25 protein-coding genes are annotated in these 25,199 nt (G+C 73.3%); 8 read left to right on the plus strand and 17 right to left on the minus strand.

The features are described 5' to 3' along the window. Window positions 1–17: 17 nt before the first annotated feature. Window positions 18–617: a QsdR family transcriptional regulator gene (locus SPOPO_RS31540; RefSeq protein WP_019877907.1), complete on the plus strand. Its 600-nt coding sequence runs from the start codon at window positions 18–20 to the stop codon at window positions 615–617. 79 nt (window positions 618–696) lie between these two features. Next, window positions 697–1,680 (plus strand): GNAT family N-acetyltransferase, encoded by a 984-nt coding sequence (locus tag SPOPO_RS0124905; protein WP_019877908.1) that lies wholly within the window; start codon window positions 697–699, stop codon window positions 1,678–1,680. Between the two features lie 4 nt (window positions 1,681–1,684). On the opposite strand, the gene era is transcribed toward SPOPO_RS0124905, so the two are convergent. Next, window positions 1,685–2,608, minus strand: a complete 924-nt coding sequence (gene era, locus SPOPO_RS0124910) for a GTPase Era (RefSeq protein ID WP_019877909.1) — start codon at window positions 2,606–2,608, stop codon at window positions 1,685–1,687. Between the two features lie 49 nt (window positions 2,609–2,657). On the opposite strand from era, the gene SPOPO_RS34585 reads away from it, so the two are divergent. Then, window positions 2,658–2,795: a hypothetical protein gene (locus SPOPO_RS34585; protein ID WP_019877910.1), complete on the plus strand. Its 138-nt coding sequence runs from the start codon at window positions 2,658–2,660 to the stop codon at window positions 2,793–2,795. Between the two features lie 5 nt (window positions 2,796–2,800). Here the strand turns inward: SPOPO_RS34585 and SPOPO_RS0124920 are convergent, their stop codons facing one another. Genes SPOPO_RS0124920 through SPOPO_RS0124935 form a run of 4 tightly spaced genes read right to left on the minus strand, consistent with a single transcriptional unit; the run spans window position 2,801 to window position 5,990 of the window. After that, window positions 2,801–3,136, minus strand: coding sequence for a cytidine/deoxycytidylate deaminase family protein (locus SPOPO_RS0124920; RefSeq protein WP_019877911.1), 336 nt, complete (start codon window positions 3,134–3,136; stop codon window positions 2,801–2,803). A 32-nt stretch (window positions 3,137–3,168) separates the two neighbouring features. Continuing rightward, window positions 3,169–4,488, minus strand: a complete 1,320-nt coding sequence (locus SPOPO_RS0124925; RefSeq protein WP_019877912.1) for a hemolysin family protein — start codon at window positions 4,486–4,488, stop codon at window positions 3,169–3,171. Between the two features lie 15 nt (window positions 4,489–4,503). After that, on the minus strand, window positions 4,504–4,968 hold the full coding sequence (gene ybeY / locus SPOPO_RS0124930) for an rRNA maturation RNase YbeY (protein ID WP_019877913.1): 465 nt from the start codon (window positions 4,966–4,968) through the stop codon (window positions 4,504–4,506). Between the two features lie 11 nt (window positions 4,969–4,979). Next, window positions 4,980–5,990: a PhoH family protein gene (locus SPOPO_RS0124935; RefSeq protein WP_033387350.1), complete on the minus strand. Its 1,011-nt coding sequence runs from the start codon at window positions 5,988–5,990 to the stop codon at window positions 4,980–4,982. A 40-nt stretch (window positions 5,991–6,030) separates the two neighbouring features. On the opposite strand from SPOPO_RS0124935, the gene SPOPO_RS0124940 reads away from it, so the two are divergent. Further along, window positions 6,031–7,278, plus strand: a complete 1,248-nt coding sequence (locus SPOPO_RS0124940; protein WP_019877915.1) for a PucR family transcriptional regulator — start codon at window positions 6,031–6,033, stop codon at window positions 7,276–7,278. Here SPOPO_RS0124940 and SPOPO_RS0124945 read toward each other — a convergent pair. Both SPOPO_RS0124945 and SPOPO_RS0124950 read right to left on the minus strand, forming a co-directional pair. Continuing rightward, complete coding sequence (locus SPOPO_RS0124945; protein ID WP_019877916.1) at window positions 7,265–8,497, minus strand: cytochrome P450; 1,233 nt, start codon at window positions 8,495–8,497, stop codon at window positions 7,265–7,267. The genes SPOPO_RS0124940 and SPOPO_RS0124945 overlap by 14 nt on opposite strands. A gap of 104 nt (window positions 8,498–8,601) precedes the next feature. Further along, on the minus strand, window positions 8,602–8,958 hold the full coding sequence (locus SPOPO_RS0124950) for a histidine triad nucleotide-binding protein (RefSeq protein ID WP_019877917.1): 357 nt from the start codon (window positions 8,956–8,958) through the stop codon (window positions 8,602–8,604). 47 nt (window positions 8,959–9,005) lie between these two features. On the opposite strand from SPOPO_RS0124950, the gene SPOPO_RS0124955 reads away from it, so the two are divergent. Beyond that, window positions 9,006–9,536 (plus strand): SigE family RNA polymerase sigma factor, encoded by a 531-nt coding sequence (locus SPOPO_RS0124955; protein WP_019877919.1) that lies wholly within the window; start codon window positions 9,006–9,008, stop codon window positions 9,534–9,536. After that, window positions 9,533–10,489: a Gmad2 immunoglobulin-like domain-containing protein gene (locus SPOPO_RS0124960; protein WP_019877920.1), complete on the plus strand. Its 957-nt coding sequence runs from the start codon at window positions 9,533–9,535 to the stop codon at window positions 10,487–10,489. The genes SPOPO_RS0124955 and SPOPO_RS0124960 overlap by 4 nt, the downstream gene beginning before the upstream one ends. A 169-nt stretch (window positions 10,490–10,658) precedes the next feature. On the opposite strand, the gene SPOPO_RS0124965 is transcribed toward SPOPO_RS0124960, so the two are convergent. The 4 genes from SPOPO_RS0124965 to hrcA all read right to left on the minus strand — a co-directional run bounded on the left by SPOPO_RS0124965 (window position 10,659) and on the right by hrcA (window position 14,813). Further along, on the minus strand, window positions 10,659–11,684 hold the full coding sequence (locus SPOPO_RS0124965) for a hypothetical protein (protein ID WP_156870227.1): 1,026 nt from the start codon (window positions 11,682–11,684) through the stop codon (window positions 10,659–10,661). Between the two features lie 212 nt (window positions 11,685–11,896). Beyond that, window positions 11,897–12,631 carry a 16S rRNA (uracil(1498)-N(3))-methyltransferase gene (locus SPOPO_RS0124970; protein WP_019877922.1) on the minus strand — a complete coding sequence of 245 codons (735 nt, stop codon included), beginning with the start codon at window positions 12,629–12,631 and terminating at the stop codon, window positions 11,897–11,899. Between the two features lie 7 nt (window positions 12,632–12,638). Further along, window positions 12,639–13,766 carry a molecular chaperone DnaJ gene (gene dnaJ / locus SPOPO_RS0124975; RefSeq protein ID WP_019877923.1) on the minus strand — a complete coding sequence of 376 codons (1,128 nt, stop codon included), beginning with the start codon at window positions 13,764–13,766 and terminating at the stop codon, window positions 12,639–12,641. An 18-nt stretch (window positions 13,767–13,784) separates the two neighbouring features. Beyond that, the gene (gene hrcA / locus SPOPO_RS0124980) at window positions 13,785–14,813 is read right to left on the minus strand and encodes a heat-inducible transcriptional repressor HrcA (protein WP_019877924.1); all 1,029 of its coding nucleotides are present in this window, start codon (window positions 14,811–14,813) and stop codon (window positions 13,785–13,787) included. A gap of 114 nt (window positions 14,814–14,927) precedes the next feature. On the opposite strand from hrcA, the gene SPOPO_RS31545 reads away from it, so the two are divergent. Together SPOPO_RS31545 and SPOPO_RS31550 are read left to right on the plus strand one after the other, a co-directional pair. Further along, window positions 14,928–15,791 (plus strand): DUF3097 domain-containing protein, encoded by an 864-nt coding sequence (locus tag SPOPO_RS31545; protein ID WP_211210960.1) that lies wholly within the window; start codon window positions 14,928–14,930, stop codon window positions 15,789–15,791. A 3-nt stretch (window positions 15,792–15,794) separates the two neighbouring features. Then, complete coding sequence (locus tag SPOPO_RS31550; protein WP_019877927.1) at window positions 15,795–16,178, plus strand: DUF4870 domain-containing protein; 384 nt, start codon at window positions 15,795–15,797, stop codon at window positions 16,176–16,178. A 3-nt stretch (window positions 16,179–16,181) separates the two neighbouring features. On the opposite strand, the gene SPOPO_RS0124995 is transcribed toward SPOPO_RS31550, so the two are convergent. The 6 genes from SPOPO_RS0124995 to SPOPO_RS33295 all read right to left on the minus strand — a co-directional run bounded on the left by SPOPO_RS0124995 (window position 16,182) and on the right by SPOPO_RS33295 (window position 25,149). Next, window positions 16,182–17,450 carry a PucR family transcriptional regulator gene (locus tag SPOPO_RS0124995; RefSeq protein WP_019877928.1) on the minus strand — a complete coding sequence of 423 codons (1,269 nt, stop codon included), beginning with the start codon at window positions 17,448–17,450 and terminating at the stop codon, window positions 16,182–16,184. Between the two features lie 32 nt (window positions 17,451–17,482). Further along, window positions 17,483–18,712 (minus strand): radical SAM family heme chaperone HemW, encoded by a 1,230-nt coding sequence (gene hemW / locus SPOPO_RS0125000; protein WP_019877929.1) that lies wholly within the window; start codon window positions 18,710–18,712, stop codon window positions 17,483–17,485. Window positions 18,713–18,764: 52 nt separating this feature from the next. Further along, on the minus strand, window positions 18,765–19,397 hold the full coding sequence (locus tag SPOPO_RS0125005) for an MOSC domain-containing protein (RefSeq protein WP_033385188.1): 633 nt from the start codon (window positions 19,395–19,397) through the stop codon (window positions 18,765–18,767). A 66-nt stretch (window positions 19,398–19,463) separates the two neighbouring features. Continuing rightward, entirely contained in the window at window positions 19,464–22,133 is a 2,670-nt protein-coding gene (locus tag SPOPO_RS33995; protein WP_019877931.1) for an MFS transporter, read from the minus strand. Window positions 22,134–22,154: 21 nt separating this feature from the next. Then, on the minus strand, window positions 22,155–22,775 hold the full coding sequence (locus SPOPO_RS31560) for a TetR/AcrR family transcriptional regulator (protein WP_019877933.1): 621 nt from the start codon (window positions 22,773–22,775) through the stop codon (window positions 22,155–22,157). A gap of 118 nt (window positions 22,776–22,893) precedes the next feature. Further along, window positions 22,894–25,149 carry an MFS transporter gene (locus SPOPO_RS33295; RefSeq protein ID WP_019877934.1) on the minus strand — a complete coding sequence of 752 codons (2,256 nt, stop codon included), beginning with the start codon at window positions 25,147–25,149 and terminating at the stop codon, window positions 22,894–22,896. Window positions 25,150–25,199: the final 50 nt, after the last annotated feature.

The following is a 25,199-nucleotide window of genomic DNA, read 5'->3' on the forward strand; positions in this document are numbered from 1 at the left end:
TGAGGCAAGGGGAACGTGTGACGACGTCCGAGACGCTCGGCGAACGCCTGGCGCGCGAGGGCGACGCTCCGCGCGCGAGCATCGGCACCGCGTTCGACCTCGCCTGCCACTGGTTCATGGCGGGCAAACGCGTCGACATCTCCGCCCTCGCCGGCGAGGTGGGCGTCAGCCGCGTGACGATGCACCGCTGGGTCGGGACGCGGGACGAACTCCTGTCCGAGGTGATGTGGCACCTGACCAACCGCACGCTCGACCGCCTGCTCGCCGAGATCGACGCCGAGGGCATCAGCCCGCGGGCGCCCGAACTCCTCGGCCGCTACATCCGCGCGATCTCGACCAACACGGGCGTCCTGCGCCTGCAGCGCGAGGAACCCGAGACGTTCGTCCGCCTCTGCACCACGAACGCGAGCCCGTTCCAGCGCCGCATGATCGCCAAGGTGACCGAGGTCCTGGCCACCGACCGCGCGGCCGGGCACCTGGGCATCGACCTCGACGACGACGAGCTCGCGTTCGCCGTCGTCCGCCTGCTGGAGGCCTACGCGCACGCCCCCACCCTCACCGGCGAACCCGCCGACCCGGACCGCGCCACCCGCGTCATGAGCGCGCTGCTGCGCTGAACTCTCCCCACCCGCACACACGCCCGCACCGCTCGAAATTCGCTGGCGCCGGACCCACCCGGCACGGTCCCCTGGCTCCATGCACATCGAGCGGTTGGACCCGGCACGGGTTGACGACGTCGTCGCCGTGCTGGCGGCTGCCCACGCCCACGACCTCCCGGACGACCCGCCGTTCGCCCCGGGGTACGAGGGCCGGCGCATCCTGCACCCGACGCCGGACGAACCCACGACCCACTGGGTCGCGGTCGACGGCCCGAGTGGGCGCATCGTGGGGCTGGTCCAGTTGACTACTCCGGAACTGGACAACACCTCCACCGGGATCGTTGATCTGACGGTCCATCCGGAGTTCCGGCGTCGCGGCGTCGGCCGGTTGCTGTGGGACTCCGTGGCGGACCTGGCGCTGGCGTCCGAGCGCAAGCTGCTCATCTTCGAGGCCCGCATGGACTCCGTCGGCGAGGCGTTCGCGCGGTCCCTCGGCGCCGAGCTCGGCCTGTACGACGCCCGGCGTCGTCTCCTCGTCGACAAGGACGTCCGGGCCCGGGCCGTCGACCTCGAGACGTCGTCCCGCCCCCACGCCACGGGCTACGCGGTGCACTCCTTCGTCGGTGCGGCCCCGGAGCGGTTCGCCGCCGGTCTCGCCTACCTCAACGGACGGATGTCCACCGACGCCCCGATGGAGAACCTGCAGTGGGAGCCGGAGGTCTACGACGTCGAGCGACTGCGGGGTCGCGAGGAGGCGGCGCAGCAGCAGGGGCTGGAGGTCTACACGACCGTCGCGGTCGACGAGGAGGGGACGGTCGCGGCCTTCACACACATCGGCCTGGCGCCGGAGATCCCGGAGCACGGATGGCAGTGGAACACGATCGTCGACCCCGACCACCGTGGCCACCGGCTCGGGACCTGGGTCAAGGTCGCGAACCTCGCGCACTTGCTGCGCCGCCGACCCGAGGTGCGAACCCTGCTGACCTGGAACGCCGCGTCGAACACCCACATGATCGCCGTCAACGAGGCGATGGGCTTCCGGCTCTGGGACCACTGGGGCGAGTGGCAGGTCCGGCTCTGACGCGTCAGAACCCCAGCTTCCGCAGCTGCTTGGGGTCGCGCTGCCAGTCCTTGGCGACCCGGACGTGGAGGTCCAGGTAGATCGGGGTGCCGAGCAGGGCCTCGATCTGCCGCCGGGCCGTCGAGCCGACCTCGCGGAGCCGGGCCCCACCCTTGCCGATGACGATCCCCTTCTGGCTGTCGCGCTCGACGTAGACGTCGGCGCGGACGTCGAGCAGCGGCGAGTCCTCGGGCCGGCCCTCGCGGGGCACCATCTCCTCGACGACGACCGCCAAGGAGTGCGGGAGCTCGTCGCGGACACCTTCGAGCGCGGCCTCGCGGATGAGTTCGGCGACCATCCGCTCCTCCGGCGAGTCGGTCAGCTCCCCGTCCGGGTAGAGCGGGGGGCCGGGCGGAAGGTTCTTCATCAGCAGGTCGGCGAGCAGGTCGACCTGCTCCCCCCGGACCGCCGAGACGGGCACGATCTCGGCGAAGTCGATGCCGACCTGCTCGCCGAGGGCGGACACCGCAAGCAGCTGCTCGGCGATCTGTTGCTTGCCGGCGGCGTCGGTCTTCGTGACGATCGCGAACGCCGTCGTGTGCTTCTTCTTCGCCTTCGCGAGCTCGCTCGCGATGTACCGGTCGCCGGGGCCGATCTTCTCGTCGGCCGGGATGCAGATGCCGATCACGTCGACCTCGGCGAGCGTCCCGCGGACGAGGTCGTTGAGCCGCTCGCCCAGCAGCGTCCGCGGTCGGTGGAACCCGGGGGTGTCGACGAGCACGAGCTGGGCGTCCGGGCGGCTGACGATGCCGCGGATCGTGTGCCGCGTCGTCTGGGGGCGGTCGGAGGTGATGGCCACCTTCGCCCCCACCAGGGCGTTGGTCAGGGTCGACTTGCCGGTGTTCGGCCGCCCCACGAAGCACGCGAAGCCGGAGCGGTGATCGGTCATCCGGCGATTCTCCCAGGCTGGGGGCATCATGGAGCCATGGGTGAGCGCCATGAGTGAGACAGGTGGCGACCCGGTCTGCTGGCTCAACCGGGTCTGCCCGGAGTGCGGAGCGCTCCGCGACGTCGACGGCGACGGTGAGCCGGTCACGCCGTGCCACCGCTGCGGGTCGACCGAACCCCCGCCGTAGGTGTCTCAGCCGGTGACGCGGACGACTCCGTCGAGCCCGGCGAGGTGCAGTGGCGGGGTCCCGCCGAGGTCGCTGAGCGCGGCGCGGTCGGCGTCGGCCACGGCCTCGGCGTCGGAGACGACGGCCCCGGCCTCGAGGCCCCGGGCGCCGCTGGCGACCGCCATCACGACCGCCGCCTGGAGGGCGGTCAGCTGCAGCGACGGCAGGTCGACCGTGGAGGCGGCGTAGGTCCGCCCCGTGTCGTCGCGGACCGCCGCGCCCTCCGCGGCACCGTTGCGGGCGCGGGTGGAGCGCGCGAGCGTCACGAGCTTGGCGTCTTCGGGGTGCAGGTCGTCGGCCACGCGAGAACCCTAGGACAGCCGGTCGGCCCGGCTCAGGCGTGCTCGTGCTCGGCGACGGCGGCGCCCTCGTCGGACCCCTCGGGGTCGGGTTCGGGCTCGACGGTGACCAGCACCGTGGTGATGCGGTTCCGGCGCCCGCCGACGCTCTCCGCGTGGAGGCGCAGGCCCTCGACGACCACCTCGGCCCCGGGGATCGGGACGCGGCCGAGGTGCTTGGCGAGCAGGCCACCGACGGTCTCGACCTCGTCGTCGGCGATCTCCCGCTCGAAGACCTCGCCGAGCTCCTCGACCGGGAGCCGGGCGATCACGCGCACCGCGCCGTCGTCCAGTCGCTCGACCGGCGGGCGCTCGCGGTCGTACTCGTCGGCGATCTCGCCGACGATCTCCTCGACGAGGTCCTCCATCGTCACGAGCCCGGCGGTGCCGCCGTACTCGTCGACGAGGATCGCGATGTGAGACTGCGTCAGCTGCATCTCCTTGAGCAGCGCGTCGACGGCCTTCGAGTCGGGCACGAAGATCGCCTGCCGCATGACGTTGGAGACCGGCAGCGACTCGGCGTCGCGATCCCAGTGCACGCGGCGGACGACGTCCTTGAGGTAGACGACGCCGACGATGTCGTCCTCGCCCTCCCCGACGACCGGGATGCGCGAGAACCCGCTGCGCAGGGCGAGCGAGAGGGCCTGGCGCAGTGTCTTCGTCTGCTCGATGAAGACCATCTCGGTGCGCGGGACCATGACCTCGCGCACGATCGTGTCGCCGAGTTCGAAGACCGAGTGCACCATGCGGCGCTCGTCGTCCTCGATGACCATCGACTCCTCGGCAGCGAGGTCGACGAGGTCGCGCAGCTCGGCCTCGGAAGCGAACGGGCCCTCGCGGAAGCCCTTGCCGGGGGTGACGGCGTTGCCGAGGAGGATCAGGCCCTTCGGCAGCGGGCCCAGCGCCGTGGCGAGCGGGGGCAGGACCGCCGCGGCGACGAGCCCGACCGCGCCCGCGTGCTGGCGTCCCACGGTCCGCGGAGAGACGCCGACGACCACGTAGGACACGACGACCATCACGCCCGCGGTCAGGCCGACCGCGCCCCACTTGTTGTCGATCTCCCCGAGCGCGACGACGGCCACCAGGGCCGTCGCCATCAGCTCGCAGATCAGGCGCAGGAGCAGGGCGATGTTGAGGTAGCGCGGGGTGTCGTCGGCGATCTCGCGCAGCTTCACGCCGAGGCGGCGGCCGCTGCGGGCGAGCTCGTCGACCTTCGAGCGGGACAGCCGCGAGATCGACGCCTCCATCGCCGCGAACGCACCGGCCACCGCCACCAGCGTGACGGCGAGGAGGATCAGCGAGAGGTCGGAGCCCATGGAGGAAGTCGCCGCCTAGCCCTGCCGGCGCCGTGACTGCCACGCGGCGAGCAGACGTCGTTGCTCGTCGAACATCTCCTTCTCCTCCGCGGGGTCGGCGTGGTCGTACCCGAGCAGGTGGAGCATGCCGTGGGTGCAGAGCAACTGCAGCTCGGCCTCGGTCGAGTGGCCGGCGACCCGGGCCTGGTTCGCCGCCACCTCGGGGCAGAGCACGACGTCGCCCAGCAGACCGGGGTCGGCCTCCGGGTTGTCGCGACGACCCGGGCGTAGCTCGTCCATCGGGAAGGCGAGGACGTCGGTGGGACCGGGCTCGTCCATCCACTGCAGGTGCAGCTTCTCCATGGTCGCGGTGTCGACCAGCAGCACCGAGAGCTCGGCCTGCGGGTGGATGCGCATCTCGTCCAGGACGTGGCGGACCAGATCGAGCAAGGCGTCGGTGTCGACCTCGACGCCCGACTCGTTGCAGATGTCGACGTTCATCTGATGACCCGTCACCGTCGCCCGCGGTTGCGACCGACGTTCGGCGCCGGCGTCTGGGTCGCGTCCCAGCGCCCGTAGGCCTCGACGATGTCGGAGACCAGTCGGTGCCGCACGACGTCCGTGCTCTGCAGGAAGCAGAAGGAGACGTCGTCGACATTCTCGAGGATCTGCTGCACCTGGCGCAGGCCGCTCTGCGTGCCACCGGGGAGGTCGACCTGCGTGATGTCGCCGGTGACGACGATCTTCGAGTCGAAGCCGAGCCGGGTGAGGAACATCTTCATCTGCTCGGGCGAGGTGTTCTGCGCCTCGTCGAGGATGATGAAGGCCGAGTTCAGGGACCGGCCGCGCATGAAGGCGAGCGGCGCGACCTCGATGACCCCGTCGGTCAGCAGGCGCGGGACCGCCTCCGGGTCCATCATGTCCCGCAGCGCGTCGTAGAGCGGCCGCAGGTACGGGTCGATCTTCTCGTAGAGGGTGCCGGGCAGGAACCCGAGCCGCTCCCCCGCCTCGACGGCCGGGCGGGTCAGGATGATCCGGTCGACCTGCTTGGTCTGTAGCGCCTGGACGGCCTTGGCGACGGCCAGGTACGTCTTCCCGGTGCCGGCCGGGCCGATCCCGAACGTGATCGTGTGCCGGTCGATCGCGTCGACGTAGCGCTTCTGATTGAGCGTCTTGGGCCGGATCGCGCGGCCGCGGTTGGACAGGATGTCGGCGGTGAGCACGTCCGCGGGCCGGGTGAGCGTGTCGGCGCGCAGCATCTCCACCGACCGGCGGACCGAGTCCGCGGACAGCGGGGCGCCGGTGCGCAGCACCACGACGAGCTCGTCGAACAGGCGCTCGGCCAGGGCGACCTCGGGCTGGGGACCCTGGACGCGGATCTCGTTCCCGCGGGCGAGGAAGTCCACCGCCGGGAAGGAGCGTTCGATCACCCGCAGGTACTCGTCTCCGGACCCGAGCAGACCCACCATCGGAACGCTGGGGGGTACGACGATCGTGTGCTCGGCGGTTGCGCTCTCGGCCATCGGCGCCATGCTACGCGCCCGCGCGGCCTAGGCTGCGACCGTGGACCGTCCGAAGGTCACGCAGCTGCTCTCGGAGGTGGCCCGCCGCCACGCCCCGGGCGACCGAGACACGGCCGCGATGCTTCACCGGGAGGTCCTGCCCGGCGTCCCGGAGCTGACCGCGGTGCCCGTCATCGCCCGCCAGACGCAGCAGATGGTCGACGAGCACGTCGCGGCGATCACGGCAGCGCTGGTCGCCGCCGGGAGCCCGCAGCCGGTCGAGCTCGCCGCCATCACCGCCCCGTTCGCGCGGGACTGCGCGCACTGGGACGTCTCGGTCGGCGCGATCCTGCGGTCCTACCAGCGGGGGCACCAGCGGCTCTGGCAGCTCTGGCAGCAGCGGATCGAGACCGACGTCGCGGACCCCGAGGCCCGGGCGGCCGTCGTCGCGCTGTGCGCGGAGGTCCTGCTGGAGTACGTGACCGCCGGCATGGAGGTCACCGTCCACACCCACGCGGTCGAGCGCGAGGCGCGGCTCCGCGGGGCGTCCTGGCGCCAGCGCGACGACGTGCTCGCGGTGCTGGAGGGCCGGGCGAGCGGGTCCGAGGACGAGCTGTCCCGGCGCCTGGGTCACCCGCTTCAGCGGACCCACGTGGCGTTCGTCTGCTGGTCCGGCGTCCGCTTCACCGGCCGGGACGTCGGCGGGCTGGAGGCCGCCGCCCGCGAGTGGGCGGACGCCGCCGCCGGGTGCGCGCCGCTGCTGGTCCCGGTCGACTCGACGACGACGTGGGGCTGGCTCAGCGCCCCGGCCGGGGCGGGGTGGCTGGACGGCGACCTGCCCGCGCCCCGGGAGGGATTCCGGATCGCGACCGGCACCCCCGCTCCCGGGCCCGCGGGGTTCCGCAGCAGCCACACCGAGGCGCTGCGCGCGCAGACGATCGCGTCCGCGGCGGCGGTGCCCGTCGGCGTCACCCGCTTCGCGGACGTCGCCACCCTTGCCGTCCTCACCGACGACGTGGACGCCCTGCGCCGGTTCGTCGCCGCGCAGCTCGGCGACCTCGCGCTGCCCGGGGAGCGGGCGGAGCGGCTGCGCGCGACGCTGCGGAACTACTGCGACGGCGGAGCCAACGCCCGCGCCGTCGCGCGCGAGCTGAACTACCACCGCAACACGATCCAGCAGCGGCTCGAGCTGGCGGCCCGGCTGCGGGGCCGGCCCCTGGACGAGGACCGGTCCGGGCTCGCGCTCGCGCTCGCCGTCGCCGAGCACTACGGGGCGGCGGTTCTGGCAGGCCCCGCTACGCCGGAGTGAAGGTCAGCGGGATCGAGTCGTAACCGTTCACCCAGGTCGTGCAGTGCCGCACAACGGGACCCGACAGACGGGGGTCCCGGACGCGGCGGGTGAACTCCTCGAAGATGACCTTCAGCTCGAGGCGGGCCAGTCCGGCGCCGAGGCAGAAGTGCCGTCCACCGCCCCCGAAGGCCTGGTGGTACTCGACCGGCCGGAGGACGTCGAAGCGGTCCGCGCCCGGCAGGACCTCCTCGTCCCGACTGCCCGAGGCGTACCACATCAGCAGCAGGTCGCCCGCCGCGATGGGCACCCCGCGGATCTCGGTGTCCTCCAGCGCGGTGCGCGCGAAGTAGTTCAGCGGCGTGCTCCAGCGCAGGATCTCCTCGACCGCGTTGGGGATCCGCGACGGGTCGGCGGCCAGCGCCTGCAGCTGGTCGGGGTGCTCGGTCAGGGCGAGCACCCCGGCGGAGGTCGCATTGCGCGTGGTGTCGTTGCCGGCGAAGACGAGGATGGCGAAGAACATCATCAGTTCTTCCTCGGTGAGCCGGTCGCCGTCGACCTCGGCCCGGGCGAGCAGGCCGACCAGCGAGTCGCCCTTGATCTGACCCAGGATCAGCTCTTCGAGGTACCCGCCCATCTCCATCATCGCTTCGAGGCAGATGCCGAGCTCGGGCGCATCGACGCCGGTGTCCAGCCGCGCGGTCCAGTCCGCCAGCTTGTCGACGTCGGAGGCGGGGGCGCCGAGCAGGTCCGTGATGACGGCGAGCGGCACCGGCAGCGACAGGTCCTTCACCAGGTCCATCGAGCCGGTCGCGGCCGCCCGGTCGAGGATCGTGGCGACCCGCGCGCGGACGTAGTCCTCCAGGTGCGCGATCGTCCGCGGGGTGAACGCGACCTGGACCAGCTTCCGGTAGCGCGTGTGGTCGGGCGGGTCCTTGAAGATGACCATGTTGCGCATCAGGTTTAGCCCGCCGGCGGCGTCGGACCGCATCCAGATGCCCCGCTCGTGTGCGGAGAACAGCGTGGCGTGCTTGCTGATCATCTCGATGTCGGCGGCACGCGTGATCGACCAGAAGTCCCCGACGTGGGGGTTCCGGCTGTGGTTGCGGTGCACCGGGGCGTGGGCGCGCAGCCGCGCGAACAGCTCGTGCGGCGGACCGTCGGCGAAGACCGCCGGCAGCGACAGGTCGATGGTGTCGAGATCGGGGGCGTCGAGCTCGGGAAGGGCGGGGGCAGCCATGCCCGCAGCGTGACGCGCGTCACGACCGGCGAGCGACGGTCAGCCGTCCCCCGTTCCCGCCCGCGGGTGTGCACTGGGCACACCCGGCCGTCGTCGGGCCGGCGTCAGCCCGGCGGCCAGGTCAGCTCACGGCCGCCGATCACGTGCGCGTGGACGTGGAAGACCGTCTGCTGGGCCTCGGCGCCGGTGTTGAACACCAGGCGGAAGCCGGGCAGCCCCTCCTGCTGGGCCACGGCGGCCACGTCGGCGAGCAGTCGGCCCGCGAGGGCGGGGTTCTGCTCGGCCATCACGGCCACGTCACGGTGGTGCTCCCGGGGGATCACCAGCACGTGCGTCGGCGCCTGTGGGTTGATGTCACGGAAAGCGACGGTGTCGGCGGTCTCCGCGACTATTGTTGCCGGGATCTCTCCGGCGACGATCTTGCAGAACAGACAATCCGGTTCGGGCGCTGAGCTGGTCACCGGGTAAACCTATCCAGCCAGTCCGGCGTCTTGGGGGTATGACAGTCATGGTCGCGGAGCTGGGGGCCGCCGGCGCCCGGTGGGACGCCGACGAGGCCGTCACCGCGCTGTACTCCGAGCACTACCGCTCCCTCGTCCGTTTGTCCGCCCTCCTCCTGCGCGACTCGATGCAGGCCGAGGAGGTCGTCCAGGACGCCTTCGTCGCCATGCACGGTGCGTGGCGACGGATCCAGGACCAGGACAAGGCCCTGGCGTACCTCCGCCAGACGGTGGTCAACCGGTCCCGGTCGGTCCTGCGCCGCCGCGTCGTCGCCGACAAGTACGCCCCGACGCCCGGTCCCGACATGCCGAGCGCCGAGCACGGCGCGCTCGCCCGCCTGGAGGGCGACCGCGTGATGGCTGCCCTCCGCAAGCTGCCGGAGCGGCAGCGCGAGGCGCTCGTCCTGCGCTACTACGGAGACCTGTCCGAGGCCGACATCGCTGCGGCGATGAAGGTGTCCAAGGGCGCGGTGAAGAGCCACACCCACCGGGGCATGGCAGCGTTGCGAGCGATGCTGGAAGCGGAGCAGACGTCATGAGCGACTACGGCAGCCGGTTCGGCCGGCCCGAGCCGCCCGAGGACCTCGAGGCCATCCTGGCCCGCGCCCTACGCGCGGAGGCCGACCGCGTCCACCCGGTCGGGGACGGCCTGGCCAAGATCCGCGCCCGCACCGAGGCCCGCCGCGGCGTCCTCGGCTGGTTCACCTCCGCCGCCGCCCGCCCCGCGCTGGCCGGCGGCACGCTCGTCGTCGCCCTGGTGGCCGGCACCGCCATCGGCCTGCAGGTCACCGGCGACGACGGGGGCCGGGACGTCAACGTCGTCGAGCGGGCCCCGGACCCGGTCGCGGTCCAGCCCTTCGACGGCCCGGTCATCACCAACGAGCAGGCCGACGCGGAGCGCTACGTGCCCGAAGACCCGGGGCCGCCCATCGGCGCCGAAGGGGGCGAGGACCCCGAGGTCACCGAGGGCGTCATCGAGTCGCCGGAGAACTCGGCGTTCATCGCGCCGGTCACCGAGGAGCAGGAGCGCAACCGCGACGACTCGGGCATCCCGGTCGACGACGGTCAGAGCAACTACGTCGCGATCCTCGCCCCGCTGTCGGGCCGCAGCTACTCCAGCCCGCTGACCGTCGCCGGGCAGGCGCGCGTGTTCGAGGCCAGCGTCACCGTCGACGTCTCGCAGAACGGCAACGTGCTCAAGCGGGCCCACGTCCAGGCGACCCAGGGCGCCCCGGAGCTCGGCGACTGGCAGGTCACCTTCGCCCTCGACCCGGGCAACTACCGGATCGACGCCTACACGCTCTCCGCCGCGGACGGCGAGACCAAGCTCGCCTCGGACTCGATCTGGATCACGATCTCCACCCCGCCCGGGGCGGTCCAGCCGACCCCGACCCCCTCGCCGACCCCTTCCACCCCGGCGACCCCCACCCCGACCCCCGGGACCCCGACCACCACCCCGACCCCTCCCCCGCCCGGCAGCAAGATCGGCTGATCCACGGGGGTTTCGCAGGCGGCGACGAGGCCGAGCTGCGGCTGCCGCCTCGCCGCCCAGGCGCCGAGGGTGCCGGGCTCGCGAGGCCCGTCTTCTCCGGCGCGCCGCGCCCATCCCGGGTGCGGAATAGGCGCGCCAGGCTGGAGAAGACGGCGGGTGCCCGGGGCGGCTACTTGCCGACGGGCTTGGCGGCGCGGGGGGCGCGGGTCATCTTCTTCTCCCACGTCGCCTGCCGCTGGGCCTCGGCGGCCTGGGCCGGGGTCAGGGGGCGGGTGAGGGAGCCGACGACGGCGGCGCTGTCGAGCGGGACCGAGCCGTCCGGGGTCGAGGCGACGCGCAGGCGCGGGGCCGGGATCGCCGGGGCGGGTGTGGGGAGGACCGTCAGGGTTCGGGCGAACTCGCCGGTGTCGCCGGTCGGGACCGGCGCGGGCGCGGCGGGGCCGACGCCGACCGCCGGGACCCCCGGGAGCGCCGGGGCGCCGGGCGGGCTCGGGGCCGGAGCAACGGTCGGCTCCGCGGCCGGGGCCGGAGCCGCCGGACCGCCGGTCACGGCGGGCGCGGCGGCGGCGTCGGGGAGGCGGGGCTGCTCGTCGGAGCCGAGCGAGCCGGAGACGACGGAGTAGGCGGGAACGGCGGCGGCCATCGTCAGCGCGGCGGCGACGATCGCGCGGCGCGGGACGGGGACGCGGCGGGCCGGCCGGGGAGCGTTCTCGGCGCTCTCGGCGCGGGAGAGCCAGGCCGGGACCGGCAGGGCGTTCGGACGGGAGCCGCGGGCGGCCTTGATCTCCGCGGCCTCGGCCCGACGGCGGGCGCGCCGCTCGGCACGGGCCGCGCGCCGCTCGGCGCGCTCGGCCCGGACGTGGGCGACGGCGATGCGACGTTCGGCGCGGAGCTCGGCGCGGTCCTCGCGGCGTTCGGAGATGACGCGTCCGACGTAGGCCGGCAGCTCCTTGAAGAACCAGGCGACCAGCGCCAGGCCCGCGAGGATCTGACGCGGGATGCGGCCCGCGACCCGGCCGGCGGCGGCGAGCCCCGCGCGGATCCGGTACCCGAACATCTGGACGTGGTACGAGGTGCGCCACGCGCGGATCTGAGCCCGGGCCGCGACTGCGTAGTAACCGAGTGCACGGGCCAGACGTCCGAGCGCGGAGCGCACCAGGAGCAGGCGGTACGACGTCACACGTCGAGCGCTCATCGATCCCCCCGGATGCTGTGGGCCCGATCCCCCCGATCGGTCCCGCACACACATCGTGACGACTGCACCCTTGACGCGCAGGCGATTTGGGTCCCGCTTTGCGTGCGACCACCCCGTTGGCCCGGACGAATCGGGCGGGATCCGGACGGATCGGCGAAGCGGGTTCCGGGACCGCCGTGACGAACAGTGACGGTCGATCAGCAGACGGTGGGTCAGGCCCAGCGGGTGGTTCGAGCCAGCAAGGCCGACAGGGCCGCGACCCCGGCCGTCGAGGTGCGCAGCACCTCCGGCCCGAGCCGCGACGCGTGGGCCCCGGCGGCCGCGAAGGCCGCGAGCTCGTGGTTGTCGATCCCACCCTCAGGCCCGACGACGAGCACGACCTCCCCCGCCGAGGGAAGCATCACGGTCGCGAGCGGATCTGACGCACCCTCATGCAAGACCAGCGCGAGCGCCGCCTCCGACAGCCGGCGCGCCACCTGGGCGGTGCTGGCGAGCGGCGACACCGTGGGGATGCGCGGCCGCCGAGCCTGCTTGGCCGCCTCGCGGGCGTGCGCGGCCCAGCGCAGCGCGGAGCGTTCCCCGCGGGCGCCGGTCCACTGCGTCACGCACCGGGCCGCGGACCACGGCACGATCTCGTCGACCCCGACCTCGGTGAGCACCTCGACCGCCAGCTCACCCCGGTCGCCCTTGGGCAGCGCCTGCACGACCGTGAACGACGGCTCCGCGGGCGGCGCCTCGGTCAGCTCGCGCACCTGCAGGGTCAGCGTCTCCCCCACCACCGCCGCGACCACGCAGTGCGCCAGCCCGCCGGTGCCGTCGGCGAGGTCGACCTCCTCGCCGACCCGCAGCCGCCGGACCTTCGCCGCGTGCCGCCCCTCGGCCCCGCCGAGCACGACCTCGTCGGCCCCGAGCTGTCCCGGGTCGACGAAGAACAGCGGCGCCGTCACCGCCGGATCAACGTCCGCCGAAGATGTCGCGGATCTTCGAGAAGACGTTGGGCTGCCCGGTGGACAGGTCGCCGGTCGGGTGCTCCTCGCCGCGGAGACGGGCGAGCTCCCGGAGCAACTTCTCCTGCTCGGCGTCGAGCTTGGTCGGCGTCACGACCTCGATGTGCACGATCAGGTCACCGCGCCCCGAGCCCCGCAGGTGCGGGACGCCGCGGGCCGGCACACGCTCGAGATGCCCGGACTGGGTGCCCGGCTTCACGTGCAGCTGGAACGGCCCGTCGAGCGTCTCGATCGGCAGCGAGGCGCCGAGCGCCGCGGCCGTCATCGGGAGCCGGACCTCGACGTGCAGGTCGTCGCCCTGCCGCGTGAAGTGCGGGTGCGGCGCCTCGATGATCTCGACGTACAGGTCCCCGGGCGGGCCGCCGCCGGGGCCGACCTCGCCCTCGCCGGAGAGCTGGATTCGCGTCCCCGTGTCGACGCCCGCGGGGATCTTCACCTTGAGCGTCCGCCGGCTGCGCACGCGCCCCTCGCCCGCGCACTCGGGGCAAGGCGACGGGATCACCGTGCCGTAGCCGCGGCACTGGTTGCACGGCCGCGACGTCATGACCTGGCCGAGGAACGAACGCTGGACGCTGGAGATCTCACCGCGGCCGTGGCAGATGTCGCACGTCACCGGCTCCGAACCGGGCGCGCAGCCGTCGCCGCCGCAGCGGTTGCAGACGACGGCGGTGTCGAGCGTGAGCTCGCGGGTGGTGCCGAAGGCGGCGTCCGCGAGCGGAATCTCCAGGCGCAGCAGGGCGTCCTGGCCGCGCTGCACGCGGCTGCGCGGGCCGCGGGTCTGCCCGCCGCCGAAGAAGGCGTCCATGATGTCGCCGAAGCCGAAGCCGGCACCCCCGAACGGGTTGCCGCCGCCCCCGCCGGGCTGCAGCGGGTCCCCGCCGAGGTCGTACATCTGACGCTTCTTCGGGTCGGACAGCACCTCGTAGGCGGCCGTGACCTCCTTGAAACGATCCGCGGCGTCGGGCGCGGAGTTGACGTCCGGGTGCAGCTCGCGCGCGAGCTTCCGGTACGCCTTCTTGATCTCGTCCGGCCCGGCGTCCCGGGACACGCCGAGGACGCCGTAGTAGTCCGCCACTGTGGTTGTCCGCCCGTCCTACTTCTCGTCGGAGAGGATGTGGCCGACGTAGCGCGCCACGGCGCGCACCGCACCCATCGTGCCCGGGTAGTCCATCCGGGTCGGCCCGATCACGCCCAGCCGGGCGACGACCTCGCGGTGACCGTACCCGGAGGCGACGACCGAGGTACCGGCCAGGCTCTCCAAGCTGTTCTCGTGCCCGATCCGCACGCTGACGTCCGGGGAGTTCGCCTGGTGCAGCAGGCGCATCAGCACGACCTGCTCCTCCAACGCCTCGAGGACGACGCCGAGCGAGTCGGTGAAGTCCTGCCCGGCGCGCGTGAGGTTCGCCGCACCGGCCATCACGACGCGCTGGTCGTGACTGTCGTCGATCATCTCGCGCAGCGCCGCGATGACGGTCCCGACGACCGTGCCGTCCACGCTCCCCGGCGGCGCCGGCCAGTTCTGCCCGAGCAGGGTCACCGCGTCCGCGGCCTGGGACAGCCGCTGGCCGTCCAGCACGGCGTTGAGGCGGGCCCGCAGGTCCGGCAGCAGGTCCTCACTGGTCACGACGGGGACGTCGACGACGCGCTGCTCGACCCGCCCGGTGTCGGTGATCAGCACCAGCATCACGCGGCCCGGACCCGTGGAGAGCACCTCGAGGTGCCGCACCGTGGCCGTCGACAGCGACGGGTACTGGACCACCGCGACCTGCCGCGTGAGCTGCGCGAGCAGCCGCACGGTGCGGTCGACGACGTCGTCGAGGTTGATCGCCGAGTCCAGGAACTGCTGGATCGCCCGCCGCTCGGGCGAGGTCAGCGGCCGCACGCCGGCCAGGCGGTCGACGAACAGGCGGTAGCCCTTGTCGGTCGGCACCCGCCCCGCGCTGGTGTGTGGCTGGGCGATGTAGCCCTCCTCCTCCAGCACGGCCATGTCGTTGCGGATCGTGGCCGGGGAGACGCCGAGGTTGTGCCGCTCGACCAGCGTCTTCGAGCCCACGGGCTCCTCGGTCGAGACGTAGTCCTGCACGATCGCGCGGAGCACGGCGAGCTTGCGTTCGTCCAGCACGCCGCACCTCCCCGCATCGAGCTCGACCGTTGGCACTCTCACCTGGTGAGTGACAGTTTAGCCGCGCCGCGCGCCGTCCGAACCTGCTCGCCCATCGCCATTAACGTCTGACGGATGCGCTCGAACATGCCCGGCGACCACTACGGCGCCGACGTCCTCGCCGGGAACTGGCGGCGGCCCCGGGCCGTCCCGGCCGTCCCGGCCGACCGGGACGTCGTCGTCGAGGAGGTCGACACCGGTTTCTGCGGCGCCGTGGTGCGCTGCGACAAGATGCCCGGCGGCTGGGTGGTCACCCTCGCGGACCGGCACGACAAGCACCGCACGTTCCCGCTCGGCCCCGGCTTCCTGATCGACGGCAAGCCGGTCACGCTGACGCCCCCGAGCGCCCCCGCCGCGGCCAAGGTCCCGGCCCGGACCGCGTCCGGCTCGGTGGCGGTGCCCCGCGCCCGCGCCCGCGTCGCCCGGGCCAGCCGGATCTACGTCGAGGGCCGCCACGACGCCGAACTGGTCGAGAAGGTCTGGGGCGACGACCTGCGGCACGAAGGCGTCGTCGTCGAGTACCTGGAGGGCGTGGACGACCTGCCCGCGATCGTCGCCGAGTTCCGGCCCGCCCCGGGCCGCCGGCTCGGCGTGCTGGTCGACCACCTCGTCGAGGGCAGCAAGGAGAGCCGGATCGCGGCCGCCGTGCGGAACCCGCACGTGCTCGTCGTCGGCCACCCGTACATCGACATCTGGCAGGCGGTCCGCCCCCAGGTGCTGCGGATCGACGCCTGGCCGGACGTACCCCGCGGCCGCCCGTGGAAGGAAGGCGTGATCGACGCCCTCGGCTGGAACTGCGAGAGCCACGTCGCGTGGAAGCGGATCCTCGCCTCCGTCCGCACCTGGACGGACCTGGAGCCGGCCCTGCTCGGCCGCGTCGAGGAGCTGATCGACTTCGTCACCACGGGCGACGCTGCCGAGGGCGCGGCCGAGGACTGAACCGTGCCCACGCAGTCCGAACGACGCCGGGCGGCGATCGCGCACGTCGCCTCGATCCCCGGCATGGCGATCGGCCTCGGGTTCGTCGGGCCGCTGATCGCGCTGCGCGTGCTGACCCGCGGCTCGACGTTCGTGCGCACGCACGCCGTCGCGGCGGTGAACTTCAATCTCACCGTCGGGCTGGTCGGGCTGGCCGGGCTGATCGGGGCCGCGTCGCTGTCCCGGGTCGGCGACGACGGCGGGCCGGACTGGGCCGCGGGTGCGACGGTCGTCCTGGTCGTGCTGCTGACGGTCGGCTGGTTCCTGCTCACGGTCCGCGCCGCGATGGCGGCCCGGTACGGCGAGGCGTACCGCTACCCGGTCGCGGCGCCGTTCCTGCGGGTGTGACGGTCAGTCCGCCCGCAGCACGGCCGGACCGAGGAGGTGGCAGGCCCGCAGGGCGAACTCGACGTCGAAGCGCTCGGCCCGCAGTGGCCGGCCGCAGAGCTGCTCGGCCTTGGTGATCCGGTACTGGACCGAGTTCTTGTGCAGGTTCAGCAGTTCGGCGGCGGCGGTGTAGCTGCCGTTGGTCGCGAGGAAGACGCGCAGGGTCTCGCGCAGCCGTTCGGCGTTCTCGTCGTCCGCCGCCAGCGGTCCGAGGGTGTCGGCGACGAACGCGCGCGCGGCGGGGAGGTCGTGGCAGAGCAGCGCGACCGCGCCGACGTCGGCGAAGTCGGTGACCGGCCCGCCCGCCGCACCCGCGACGACCGCGACGCGCTTGGCCTGCTCCGCCTGCCGGTGTGTGACCCGGAACCCGGCGAGGCCGGCACCGGGCCGGCCGAGGGCGATCCGCGGCGCCGGCCCGTCGGCGTCGGCGAGGGCGTCGGCCAGTTTGCCGACGTCGGGCCCGTCGCCCGGGCGGGAGAACCAGACGGTGGCGCTCCCCTCGTCCCGCGCGCTGAACAGGTACTGCCCACCGACCAGGGTCGCGGCCGCGGCGCACGAGCGCTCCAGGCGGATCAGCTCGTCCCCGCGCAGCGGGCCGCCCTCGTCGAACCAGACCGCGACCGCGACGTGCACCTGCGCGAGCGGGTAGCCGAGCGCGCGCTCGGCCGCGCGGACCTCGACGTCCTCACCCTCGAGCAGGACGCGGATCCGCGAGGCGCGCAGCGTCGAGTCGTTGCGGGCCCACGCCTCCCGCTCGGTCTCGTAGGCGAGCACGACGAGCTCGGAGACGGAGTCCACGAACGCCGCGGACTCGCGCACCACGACGGCGCTCGCGGCCGCGACCGTCCTGGGGTTGCCGGCCGGGTCGGTGCTGATCTCGTGAAGCATCGCCTCCACGAAGTCGGCGTGCCCGAGCCGGTAGGCACGCAGCAGCGCAGAGAGCGGGATCCCCTGCTGCGCCAGGCGCCGGGCGTACTGCGCGGCCGCCGGGGCCGGCTCGACGACGTGCGGGTCGATCCCCTGCTCCAGCAGGTGCAGCGCGACGGCGACGTTTGCCTCGGTGCTCGCGGCCAGCATCGCCTGCATCTCGTCGTCGTGCTGCAGCGGGGGGATCACCACGGCGAACCGGTCGACCATCCCGGCGATGAACTCGCTCCGGCGCGCGTCCAACCGGCGGGCCGCCGCGGCGATCAGCGCGGCGCCGAGTTCCCGGTCGGGGGCAGGGGCAGGCACCCTCGGGACCATAACCCCGCGGACGGGATCCGTCAGGCGGTCAGCGAACGGACGACCGCGTCGGCGAGCAACCGGCCACGCAGCGTCAGCACCGCGCGCCCGACCGCGAGCGCGGTGGCGTCGAGGAGCCCGTCGGCGGCGGCGCGCTCGGCGACGCGGCGGCCGGCCGGATCCAGGTCGGCGAGCGCGAGGCCCTCGACGAGGCGGATCCCGAGCAGGACGTGCTCCAGGTGCCGCTCGTCCGCCGACAGCACCTCGCGGCCCGCTCCCGGGCTCGCCCCGGTGCCGATCCGTGCCGCGTACTCCCGCGGGTGGCGCACGTTCCACCAGCGCACCCCGCCGACGTGGCTGTGCGCGCCCGGCCCGATCCCCCACCAGTCCGCGCCGGTCCAGTACAGGACGTTGTGGCGGCACCGCGCCGCCGGCGAGGTGGCCCAGTTCGAGACCTCGTACCAGGACAGTCCCGCGGCGCCGAACGCGGCGTCGGCGATCTCGTAGCGGGCGGCGAGCACGTCGTCGTCGGGGGCGGGCAGCTCGCCGCGGCGGACGCGCGCCGCGAGCCGCGTGCCGTCCTCGACGATCAGCGCGTAGGCGCTCACGTGGTCGGGCGCGGCCGCGAGCGCCGCCGCGATCGAGTTCTCCCAGTCGGCGTCGGTCTCCCCCGGGGTGCCGTAGATCAGGTCGAGGTTGACGCCGGCGAACCCGGCCTCGCGGGCCCAGCGGGCGCACTCGGCCGCCCGACCCGGGGTGTGCGTGCGGTCGAGGATCTGCAGCACCCGGGTCGAGGAGCTCTGCATCCCGAACGAGATCCGGGTGAACCCGGCGTCGACCAGACCCTCCAGCGCCTTCGCGTCGACGCTGTCCGGGTTGGACTCCACCGTCACCTCCGCGTCCAGGGCGAGGCCGAACTCGTCGCGGACGACCTGCAGCAGGCCGCCCAACTGACGGGGCGTCAGGAGAGTGGGAGTGCCGCCGCCGACGAAGACCGTGGAGACCGGCGGCGGCGCCACGCCCTGCGCGGCGAGAACGCCCGCCGCGAAGCGGATCTCCGCCGCGGCGTGCTCGGGGTACTCCTCGCGCGAGGCGCCGGGGCCGAGCTCGGTCGCGGTGTAGGTGTTGAAGTCGCAGTAGCCGCAGCGGCTCGCACAGAACGGGACGTGCAGGTAGATCGCGAACGGCCGCGTGCCCACCCCGGCCACCGCCGCCGGCGGCAGCGCACCGTCGGCGGGGACCGGCTCGCCCGCCGGGGGCAGCCCGGCCATCAGTGACGCGCCATCAGTCGCACCGTTCGGTCGCGCAGTGGTCCGGCGCGTCTCAGGACGCGCTCGCCTGACGGGCCCACCGATGCACCTTGGCGGGCAGCTCGGGGACCTCGAGCAACCCCGGAAGGTGCTGCTTCTCGGTGGTGATCGCGCGGAACACCTCGGCGATGGTGACGCCGTGTTCCGGCCGGTGCAGCACGACGATCTCGTCGCCGGCGCCGACCTCACCCTCGACCAGGACACGCAGGTATGCACCCGGGCGGCCGTCGGCGGTGAATCGCTTCACCCAGCCGCGCAGATTGCCCAGGTGGTTCTTGAAGGTGCCGCAGGGCGTGCGCGGGGACGAGACCTCGAACTCCGCGTCGCCGATCCGCCAGCGCTCGCCGATGACCGCGGCCGCGAGGTCGATCCCCCGCGTCGTCAGGTTCTCGCCGAAGTTGCCGTCGTGCAGCTCACGGTCGAGCTCGGCGGCCCAGCGGTCGAGATCCTCGCGCTCGTAGGCGTAGACGGCCTGGTCGCGGCCGCCGTGGTGCCTGGTGTCCGCGACCTCGTCGCCGACCAGACCCAGCTCCGTCGCCCGGATGCGCCCGGGCACCGCGCGCCGGTCGATGCTCGTGCGACCCAGCAGGCTCCCGGGAGTGTCCACCACACGACCGACGTTGACGGACACCACCGATGCGCTCATGCGGTCATTGTGGTCGATCCGCGCGCGCGGTGACGCCGGCGGTGACGCCCGTCGGGACGCCCGCGCTCAGTCCTCGTGCGCGAGCGTGATCGGACTCACCGGCGTCTCACCGGCGCCGGCGACGACCTCGGCCTCCGCGGGCGGGTAACCGACGGCGCGCACCGTGTAGGTGCCGGCCTCCAGGTCGGGAAACCGGTAGGCCCCGTCGGCGTCGGTGCGCGTGACCGCGACCTCGACGCCGCCGGAGAGCAGGCTGACCCGCGCGTCGGCGATCAGCCAGCCCTCGGGGGTCTGGGCGATGCCGGAGATCACGCCGCTGCCCCGGACCTCGACGTCGCGCTGGACCCGACCGCCGGGCGGGATCGTCACCGGCACGGCCACCGGCCGGGAGGCGGCGGCGAACACCGCGAGCGTCCCGTCGACGATCGTGAGATCGACGAGTTCGTACGCGCCGGTCGCGTCGGTGCGGGTGCTGGCCGCGACCGCGCCGTCGAGGCTGGTCAGCGTCACCAGCGCGCCCTCGACGCCGCGGCCGGCCGCGTTGGTCACGACGCCGGAGAGCCGGGACGCCCCGGCGACCTCGACCTCGACCTCGACGCTCGGCGCGCCCGGGCCGGGCAGCAGCACGGTGCGGGCCTGCGGCAGGTAGCCCTCGTGCCGGACGACGAGCAGCACCTCGCCGGCGGCGAGCGACGGGAAGTCGGCGACGCCGGACGCGTCGGTCTCGCCCCGGGCCACCTGACGGCCGCCCGGGTCGAGCAGCGTCACCCCGGCGTTGGCCACGCCGTCGGCCGGCGCCCCGGTCCCCCCGGCCCGTCGCACCCGCACCCGCAGGGCCGGTCCGGGACCCGGGGCGGGTGTCGTGGCCACGGCGTAGGTCGGCGTCGGCTGCGGCGTGGGAGCCGGGGGCGCGTAGGCCGGCGCCGGCACGGAGTGCGTCGCGCTCGTGACGACCGGAGCGGGCGCCGGGGGCACCAGCGGCGGTGTCGCAGGCGGCGCCGGGCGGTGGCCGTTGCCGTTGCCGTTCGCACCGTAGGAAGGGTCGGTCACGTCGCTCGCCTCCAGGAACACGGCGGGGATGGTAGCCCGGCCGGACGGCTGGGCGGGGAATTCGTGGCGAACGGTGGACGCCGGCACCGGGACCTCGCCCAGCCCGGGCTGGGCGGCGAGCCGGTGCACGTTGACCAGCAGCACGACCGCGAGCGCGGCCGCGGCGAGGATCAGTCCGGCGACCAGGCTCGCGCGGGCGTAGCCCTCGACCTGGGCGTCGATGAGGGTCTGCGGGTCGATCGACCGGCCCGACAGGTGGTCCGCGGTCCGGTTGGCGGCGACCGTCGAGAGCAGCGCGACGCCGAGGGACGCGCCGATCTGCTGGGTCGCGTTGACGACGGCGCCGGCGACCCCGGCGTCCCGCGGCGGGACGCCGTGCGTCGCGGCGTTGAACGCGGGCACGAACACCGCGCCCATCGCGACGCCCATAAGCATCAGGGGCGCGAGCAGGTCGGCGACGTAGCTGGAGTCGGCGCTGATCTGCGACATCCAGATCAGCGCCAGGGCCGCGCCGACGAGACCGAGGCCCATCAGCAGACGCGGCGCGACCTTCGGCATCAGGCTGCTGATCACCGCCGAGGCGACGATGACGCCCCCGGTGACCGGCAGGAACGCGACGCCGGTCCGCACCGGCGAGAACTCCAGCACGCCTTGCAGGTAGAAGGTCAGGAAGAAGAAGGCGCCGATCATGCTCAGCGCGGCGAGAGTGATCGCGAGGTTCGACCCGCCGCGCGTCCGGTCGCCGAGGACACGCAGCGGCAGCAGCGGGTTGGTGACGAGCTGCTGACTGAGGACGAACAGGATCAGCAGGCTCAGCCCGATGAACAGCAGCCAGAGCGTGCGGGTCTCGGTCCAGCCGTTCCGCTCGGCCTCGGAGAAGCTGTAGACGACGGTGACCAGACCGCCGGTGGCGAGCACGGTGCCGATCAGGTCGAGCCGGCCCGGGTGCTCGCCGCTGAACTCGTCGAGGAACAGGTAAGCGCCGAGAATCGACACCGCAGCCAGCGGGACGTTGACGTACATCGTCCAGCGCCAGTCGGCGTACTCGGTGAGGATGCCGCCCGCGATCAGCCCGACCGCGGATCCGCCGCCGGCGACGACGCCGAACACCGCGAAGGCCTTCGCCCGCTCCCGGATGTCGACGAACGTCGTGGAGACCAGCGCGAGGGCCGCCGGGGCGAGCAGCGCGCCGAACACGCCCTGGGCCGCGCGCGCGATCAGCAGGGTCTCCAGGTTCTGCGCGGCCCCGCCGAGGCCGGAGGCCACGGCGAAGCCGGCGAGCCCGATCACCAGCGTCCGGCGCAGGCCGAGGTAGCCGGCGATCCGGCCGCAGAGCAGGAGCAGGCCGCCGAACGCCAGCGAGTAGGCGGTGATCACCCACTGCCGGTCGGCCGAGGCGAGCTCGAGGTCGGCGGAGAGGGCCGGCAGCGCGACGTTGACGATCGTGCCGTCGACGACGATCAGCAGCTGCGAGGACGCGAGGACGAGCAGGCCCAGCCAACGCCGCCGGTGCGCCTTCTGCTCCAGGCGCACGGCCTCCGCCGCCGGCGAGGTCGTCGAGGCACCGTTCGCCGACACCGCCCCGGGCACGGGCTCGGCGTCGAGGCCGACCGGCACGCGGCGCGGTGGGACCGGCGGGAGGCCCCAGTCGCCCGTGGGGCGCTCCTCGTGCGAGCGCGACGCCATGGTGGTGGTCCGCGGCGCGGGTCAGGCGCCCGGAGGCAGCGTGAAGGTCAGCAGGGGGATGAGGACGTTGTCGACCAACCGCGCCAGCACGTCGTCGTCGACCGTCTCGCCGGTGAACAGCAGGCGCGTCAGGACGGTCGCGGTCGCGAGCTGGCGGATCAGATCGGCGTCCGGGTTGCGGATCGCTCCGCTCTCCGCGTACCGGTTGAGCAGGGCCGCGGTGAGCGACTGGCACTGCTTGATGTCTGCGCGCATCAGCGCGGCCAGCTCCGGGTCGTGCTGCATCGCGGAGACCATCCCGGCGAGGAGCGCGCCCCGCTCCGTGAGCCCGTCCCGCAGGTCGCGCAGGAGCGTCAGCAGGTCCGTGCGCAGGTCCCCGGTGTAGGTGACGGAGAACGGCTCCTCGTTGAGGTGCCGGACGGCCGCGGTGACCAGCGCGGGCTTCCCGGGCCAGCGGCGGTAGATCGTCGCCTTGCTGGCGCGGGCGCGGGCGGCGACGGCGTCGATCGTGAGGCGCTCGTAACCGATCTCGGTGAGCAGCTCCGCGCAGACCGCGAGGATCTCCCGCTCGCGGGGCGTCACCGCGTCGTCGAGACAGCCGGCGGCGACCTGGGTGGTGGTCGCGGCGATCGTCGAAGTCACCGAACCACTGTAAGCGTCGTTGTGAACGCCTCCGTACCGAAGAGTCCAGCGCGCAGCAAAGGCTTACCTTCGCTCGGTCGGCCGCTGAGCCGAGCTCAGCGACCGGCCGGGGCGGAGCTCAGGAGGTGCTGAGCGGGTCCGAGACCGTGACGTCCTCGGGGTGCGCGAGCGTGATCGCGTCGACCTCGACCGGGGCGCCGCCCGGCCGCGGGCCCACCCGAACGGTCGCCGTCGAGGGCCCGTACCCGGTCGCGAGCAGCGTGTAGTCGCCCTCCGGCACCCCCGTGAAGGCGTACCGGCCCTGGGAGTCGGTCCGGGTCACGGCGCACTCGACGCCGTTGACGTCGATCAGACTGACGCGGGCGTCCGCGATCAGCCAGCCCTGCGGGGTCAGCGCCTCGCCGGTGATCAGCGTCGCGCGGATCGGGTCGGTGTTGAGCTGGACGTCCGCCTGCGCCGTGCCGCTCGCGGGCACCACGACCGGCTGCGCGAACGGCGCGTACGACGGGTGGATCGCGACCAGCAGCGCCTCACCGCCGGGCAGGTCGTTGAGCTCGCACCGCCCGAGAACGTTGGTGTCGGCCACCGCGATCTGACGACCCGTCGCATCCAGCAGGCTGACGGCGACGCCCAGGAGCGGGCGACCGATCGCGTCGACGACGCGGGTCGCGATGCGACCGGTCCCGAGCGCGACCGGCATCGGCACACCGTTCACCGGGTGCACGCCGATCGCCTGCTCCGCCTCGGCGACCGCGAAGGCGTCGCCGGTGCGGCCGGTGGCGTCGACGTGCGCCAGGTCGGCCTGCGGGTGCTCCTCGGGCGTGGGCTCGAAACCGTTGACGGCCTCGCCCCCGGGGGCGGGCTCGCCGTGTCCGTGGCTTGCCTTCTTCGCGTTCACGAGTACCAAGGTAAGGGCTGCGGCGATCAGCATGATGATCATCGCCCACAGGGTCGCGCGGGCGTAGCCCTCGACGTCGCCGTCGAGCAGGTTCGCCGCGGTCTCCTCCTTGCCGACGAGGAAGTCGGCCTTGCGGCTCGCCGCGACCGAGGACAGCAGCGCGAGGCCCAGCGACCCACCGACCTGCTGGGCGGTGTTGATCAGCGCGCTGGCGACACCGGCGTCCTGTGGCTGGACGCCCCAGGTCCCGACGTTGAAGGCCGGGACGAACACGCAGGTGATCGACAGACCCATGATCACCATGCCGGGGATCAGGTCGAGCAGGTAGCTGCTCTCGGCGTCGAGCCGGGTGAACAGCCCCAGGGAGATCGCCGTGCCGATCAGACCGCCGGCCATCAGGGCGCGCGGCGGGTAGCGGTGTGAGTAACGGGTCAGGAACTCCGAGGACGCGACGATGCACAGCGTCACCGGGAGGAAGGCCAGACCGGTCTTCAGCGCCGAGTACCCCAGGACCTCCTGGAAGTAGAAGCTCATGAAGAAGAACACGCCGAACAGGCCGATGACCGTGAGCATCACGGCGAGGTTCGCGCCGGCCCGGTTGCGGTCGGCGAGCACGCGCAGTGGCAGCAGCGGGTGCGGGACGATCCGCTGGCTGACGATGAACAGGATCAGCAGCGAGCCGCCGATGCCGAACAGCCACAGGGTGAACGGCTCGGTCCAGCCGGAGCGCTCGGCCTCGGAGAACCCGTAGACGAGGCTGACCAGGCCACCGGTCGCGAGGACGGCGCCGATCCAGTCCAGCCGTCCGGCGAAGTCGGACTTGAACTCGTCGAGGAACTTGACCGTCCCCCACATCAGGACGATCACGACGGGGACGTTGATGAGCATGGTCGCGCGCCAGCTGATCGCGTCGGTGAGCACACCGCCGACGACCAGACCGACCGCGGAGCCGGCACCGGCCACGGTGCCGAAGAGGGAGAACGCCCGAATGCGTTCCATGGGGTCGGTGAAGGTGTTCGCGAGCAGCGCGAGCCCGGCCGGGGCCATCAGCGCGCCGAACACGCCCTGCAGGGCGCGTGCGGTGAGCATCAGCTCGAAGTTGGGCGCGAAGCCCGCGAGGGCCGAGGCGACGCCGAAGCCGATGATGCCGATGAGGAACGTCCGCCGGAGCCCGAGGTAGTCGGCGATCCGGCCGCCGAGCATGAGCAGGCCGCCGAAGGCCAGCGCGTACGACGTGATGATCCACTGGCGGTCGGCCTCGGACAGCTTGAGGTCGTCGCTCATCGCGGGCAGCGCGACGTTGACGACCGTGCCGTCGAGGACGATGAGCAGCTGGCAGCCGGTGATGACCAGCAGGCCGAGCCAGCGGCGGCGGGCGGCCGCAGCCGCCCGTTGTGGGTCGCCGGCGGCGGACTCCTCCGTCTCCGAAGGCTGCGGCGCGCCGGCGTCGGCCGGCGTGGAGGCGACAACCGCCATGCGTGCTCCCTGACTGTTCGTTCGGCAGGGGCCACCCTAGGAGCCGAACG

This window comes from Sporichthya polymorpha DSM 43042 (assembly GCF_000384115.1).
GTDB lineage: Bacteria > Actinomycetota > Actinomycetes > Sporichthyales > Sporichthyaceae > Sporichthya > Sporichthya polymorpha.

Coding starts and splice junctions, on each gene's coding strand:
- SPOPO_RS0124905 (WP_019877908.1), top strand. CDS start 697: ATGCACATCGAGCGGTTGGACCCGGCACGGGTTGACGACGTCGTCGCC.
- era (WP_019877909.1), bottom strand. CDS start 2,608: ATGACCGATCACCGCTCCGGCTTCGCGTGCTTCGTGGGGCGGCCGAAC.
- SPOPO_RS34585 (WP_019877910.1), top strand. CDS start 2,658: ATGAGTGAGACAGGTGGCGACCCGGTCTGCTGGCTCAACCGGGTCTGC.
- SPOPO_RS0124925 (WP_019877912.1), bottom strand. CDS start 4,488: ATGGGCTCCGACCTCTCGCTGATCCTCCTCGCCGTCACGCTGGTGGCG.
- ybeY (WP_019877913.1), bottom strand. CDS start 4,968: ATGAACGTCGACATCTGCAACGAGTCGGGCGTCGAGGTCGACACCGAC.
- SPOPO_RS0124935 (WP_033387350.1), bottom strand. CDS start 5,990: ATGGCCGAGAGCGCAACCGCCGAGCACACGATCGTCGTACCCCCCAGC.
- SPOPO_RS0124945 (WP_019877916.1), bottom strand. CDS start 8,497: ATGGCTGCCCCCGCCCTTCCCGAGCTCGACGCCCCCGATCTCGACACC.
- SPOPO_RS0124955 (WP_019877919.1), top strand. CDS start 9,006: ATGGTCGCGGAGCTGGGGGCCGCCGGCGCCCGGTGGGACGCCGACGAG.
- SPOPO_RS0124960 (WP_019877920.1), top strand. CDS start 9,533: ATGAGCGACTACGGCAGCCGGTTCGGCCGGCCCGAGCCGCCCGAGGAC.
- SPOPO_RS0124965 (WP_156870227.1), bottom strand. CDS start 11,684: ATGAGCGCTCGACGTGTGACGTCGTACCGCCTGCTCCTGGTGCGCTCC.
- SPOPO_RS31545 (WP_211210960.1), top strand. CDS start 14,928: ATGCGCTCGAACATGCCCGGCGACCACTACGGCGCCGACGTCCTCGCC.
- hemW (WP_019877929.1), bottom strand. CDS start 18,712: ATGGCCGGGCTGCCCCCGGCGGGCGAGCCGGTCCCCGCCGACGGTGCG.
- SPOPO_RS0125005 (WP_033385188.1), bottom strand. CDS start 19,397: ATGAGCGCATCGGTGGTGTCCGTCAACGTCGGTCGTGTGGTGGACACT.
- SPOPO_RS33995 (WP_019877931.1), bottom strand. CDS start 22,133: ATGGCGTCGCGCTCGCACGAGGAGCGCCCCACGGGCGACTGGGGCCTC.
- SPOPO_RS33295 (WP_019877934.1), bottom strand. CDS start 25,149: ATGGCGGTTGTCGCCTCCACGCCGGCCGACGCCGGCGCGCCGCAGCCT.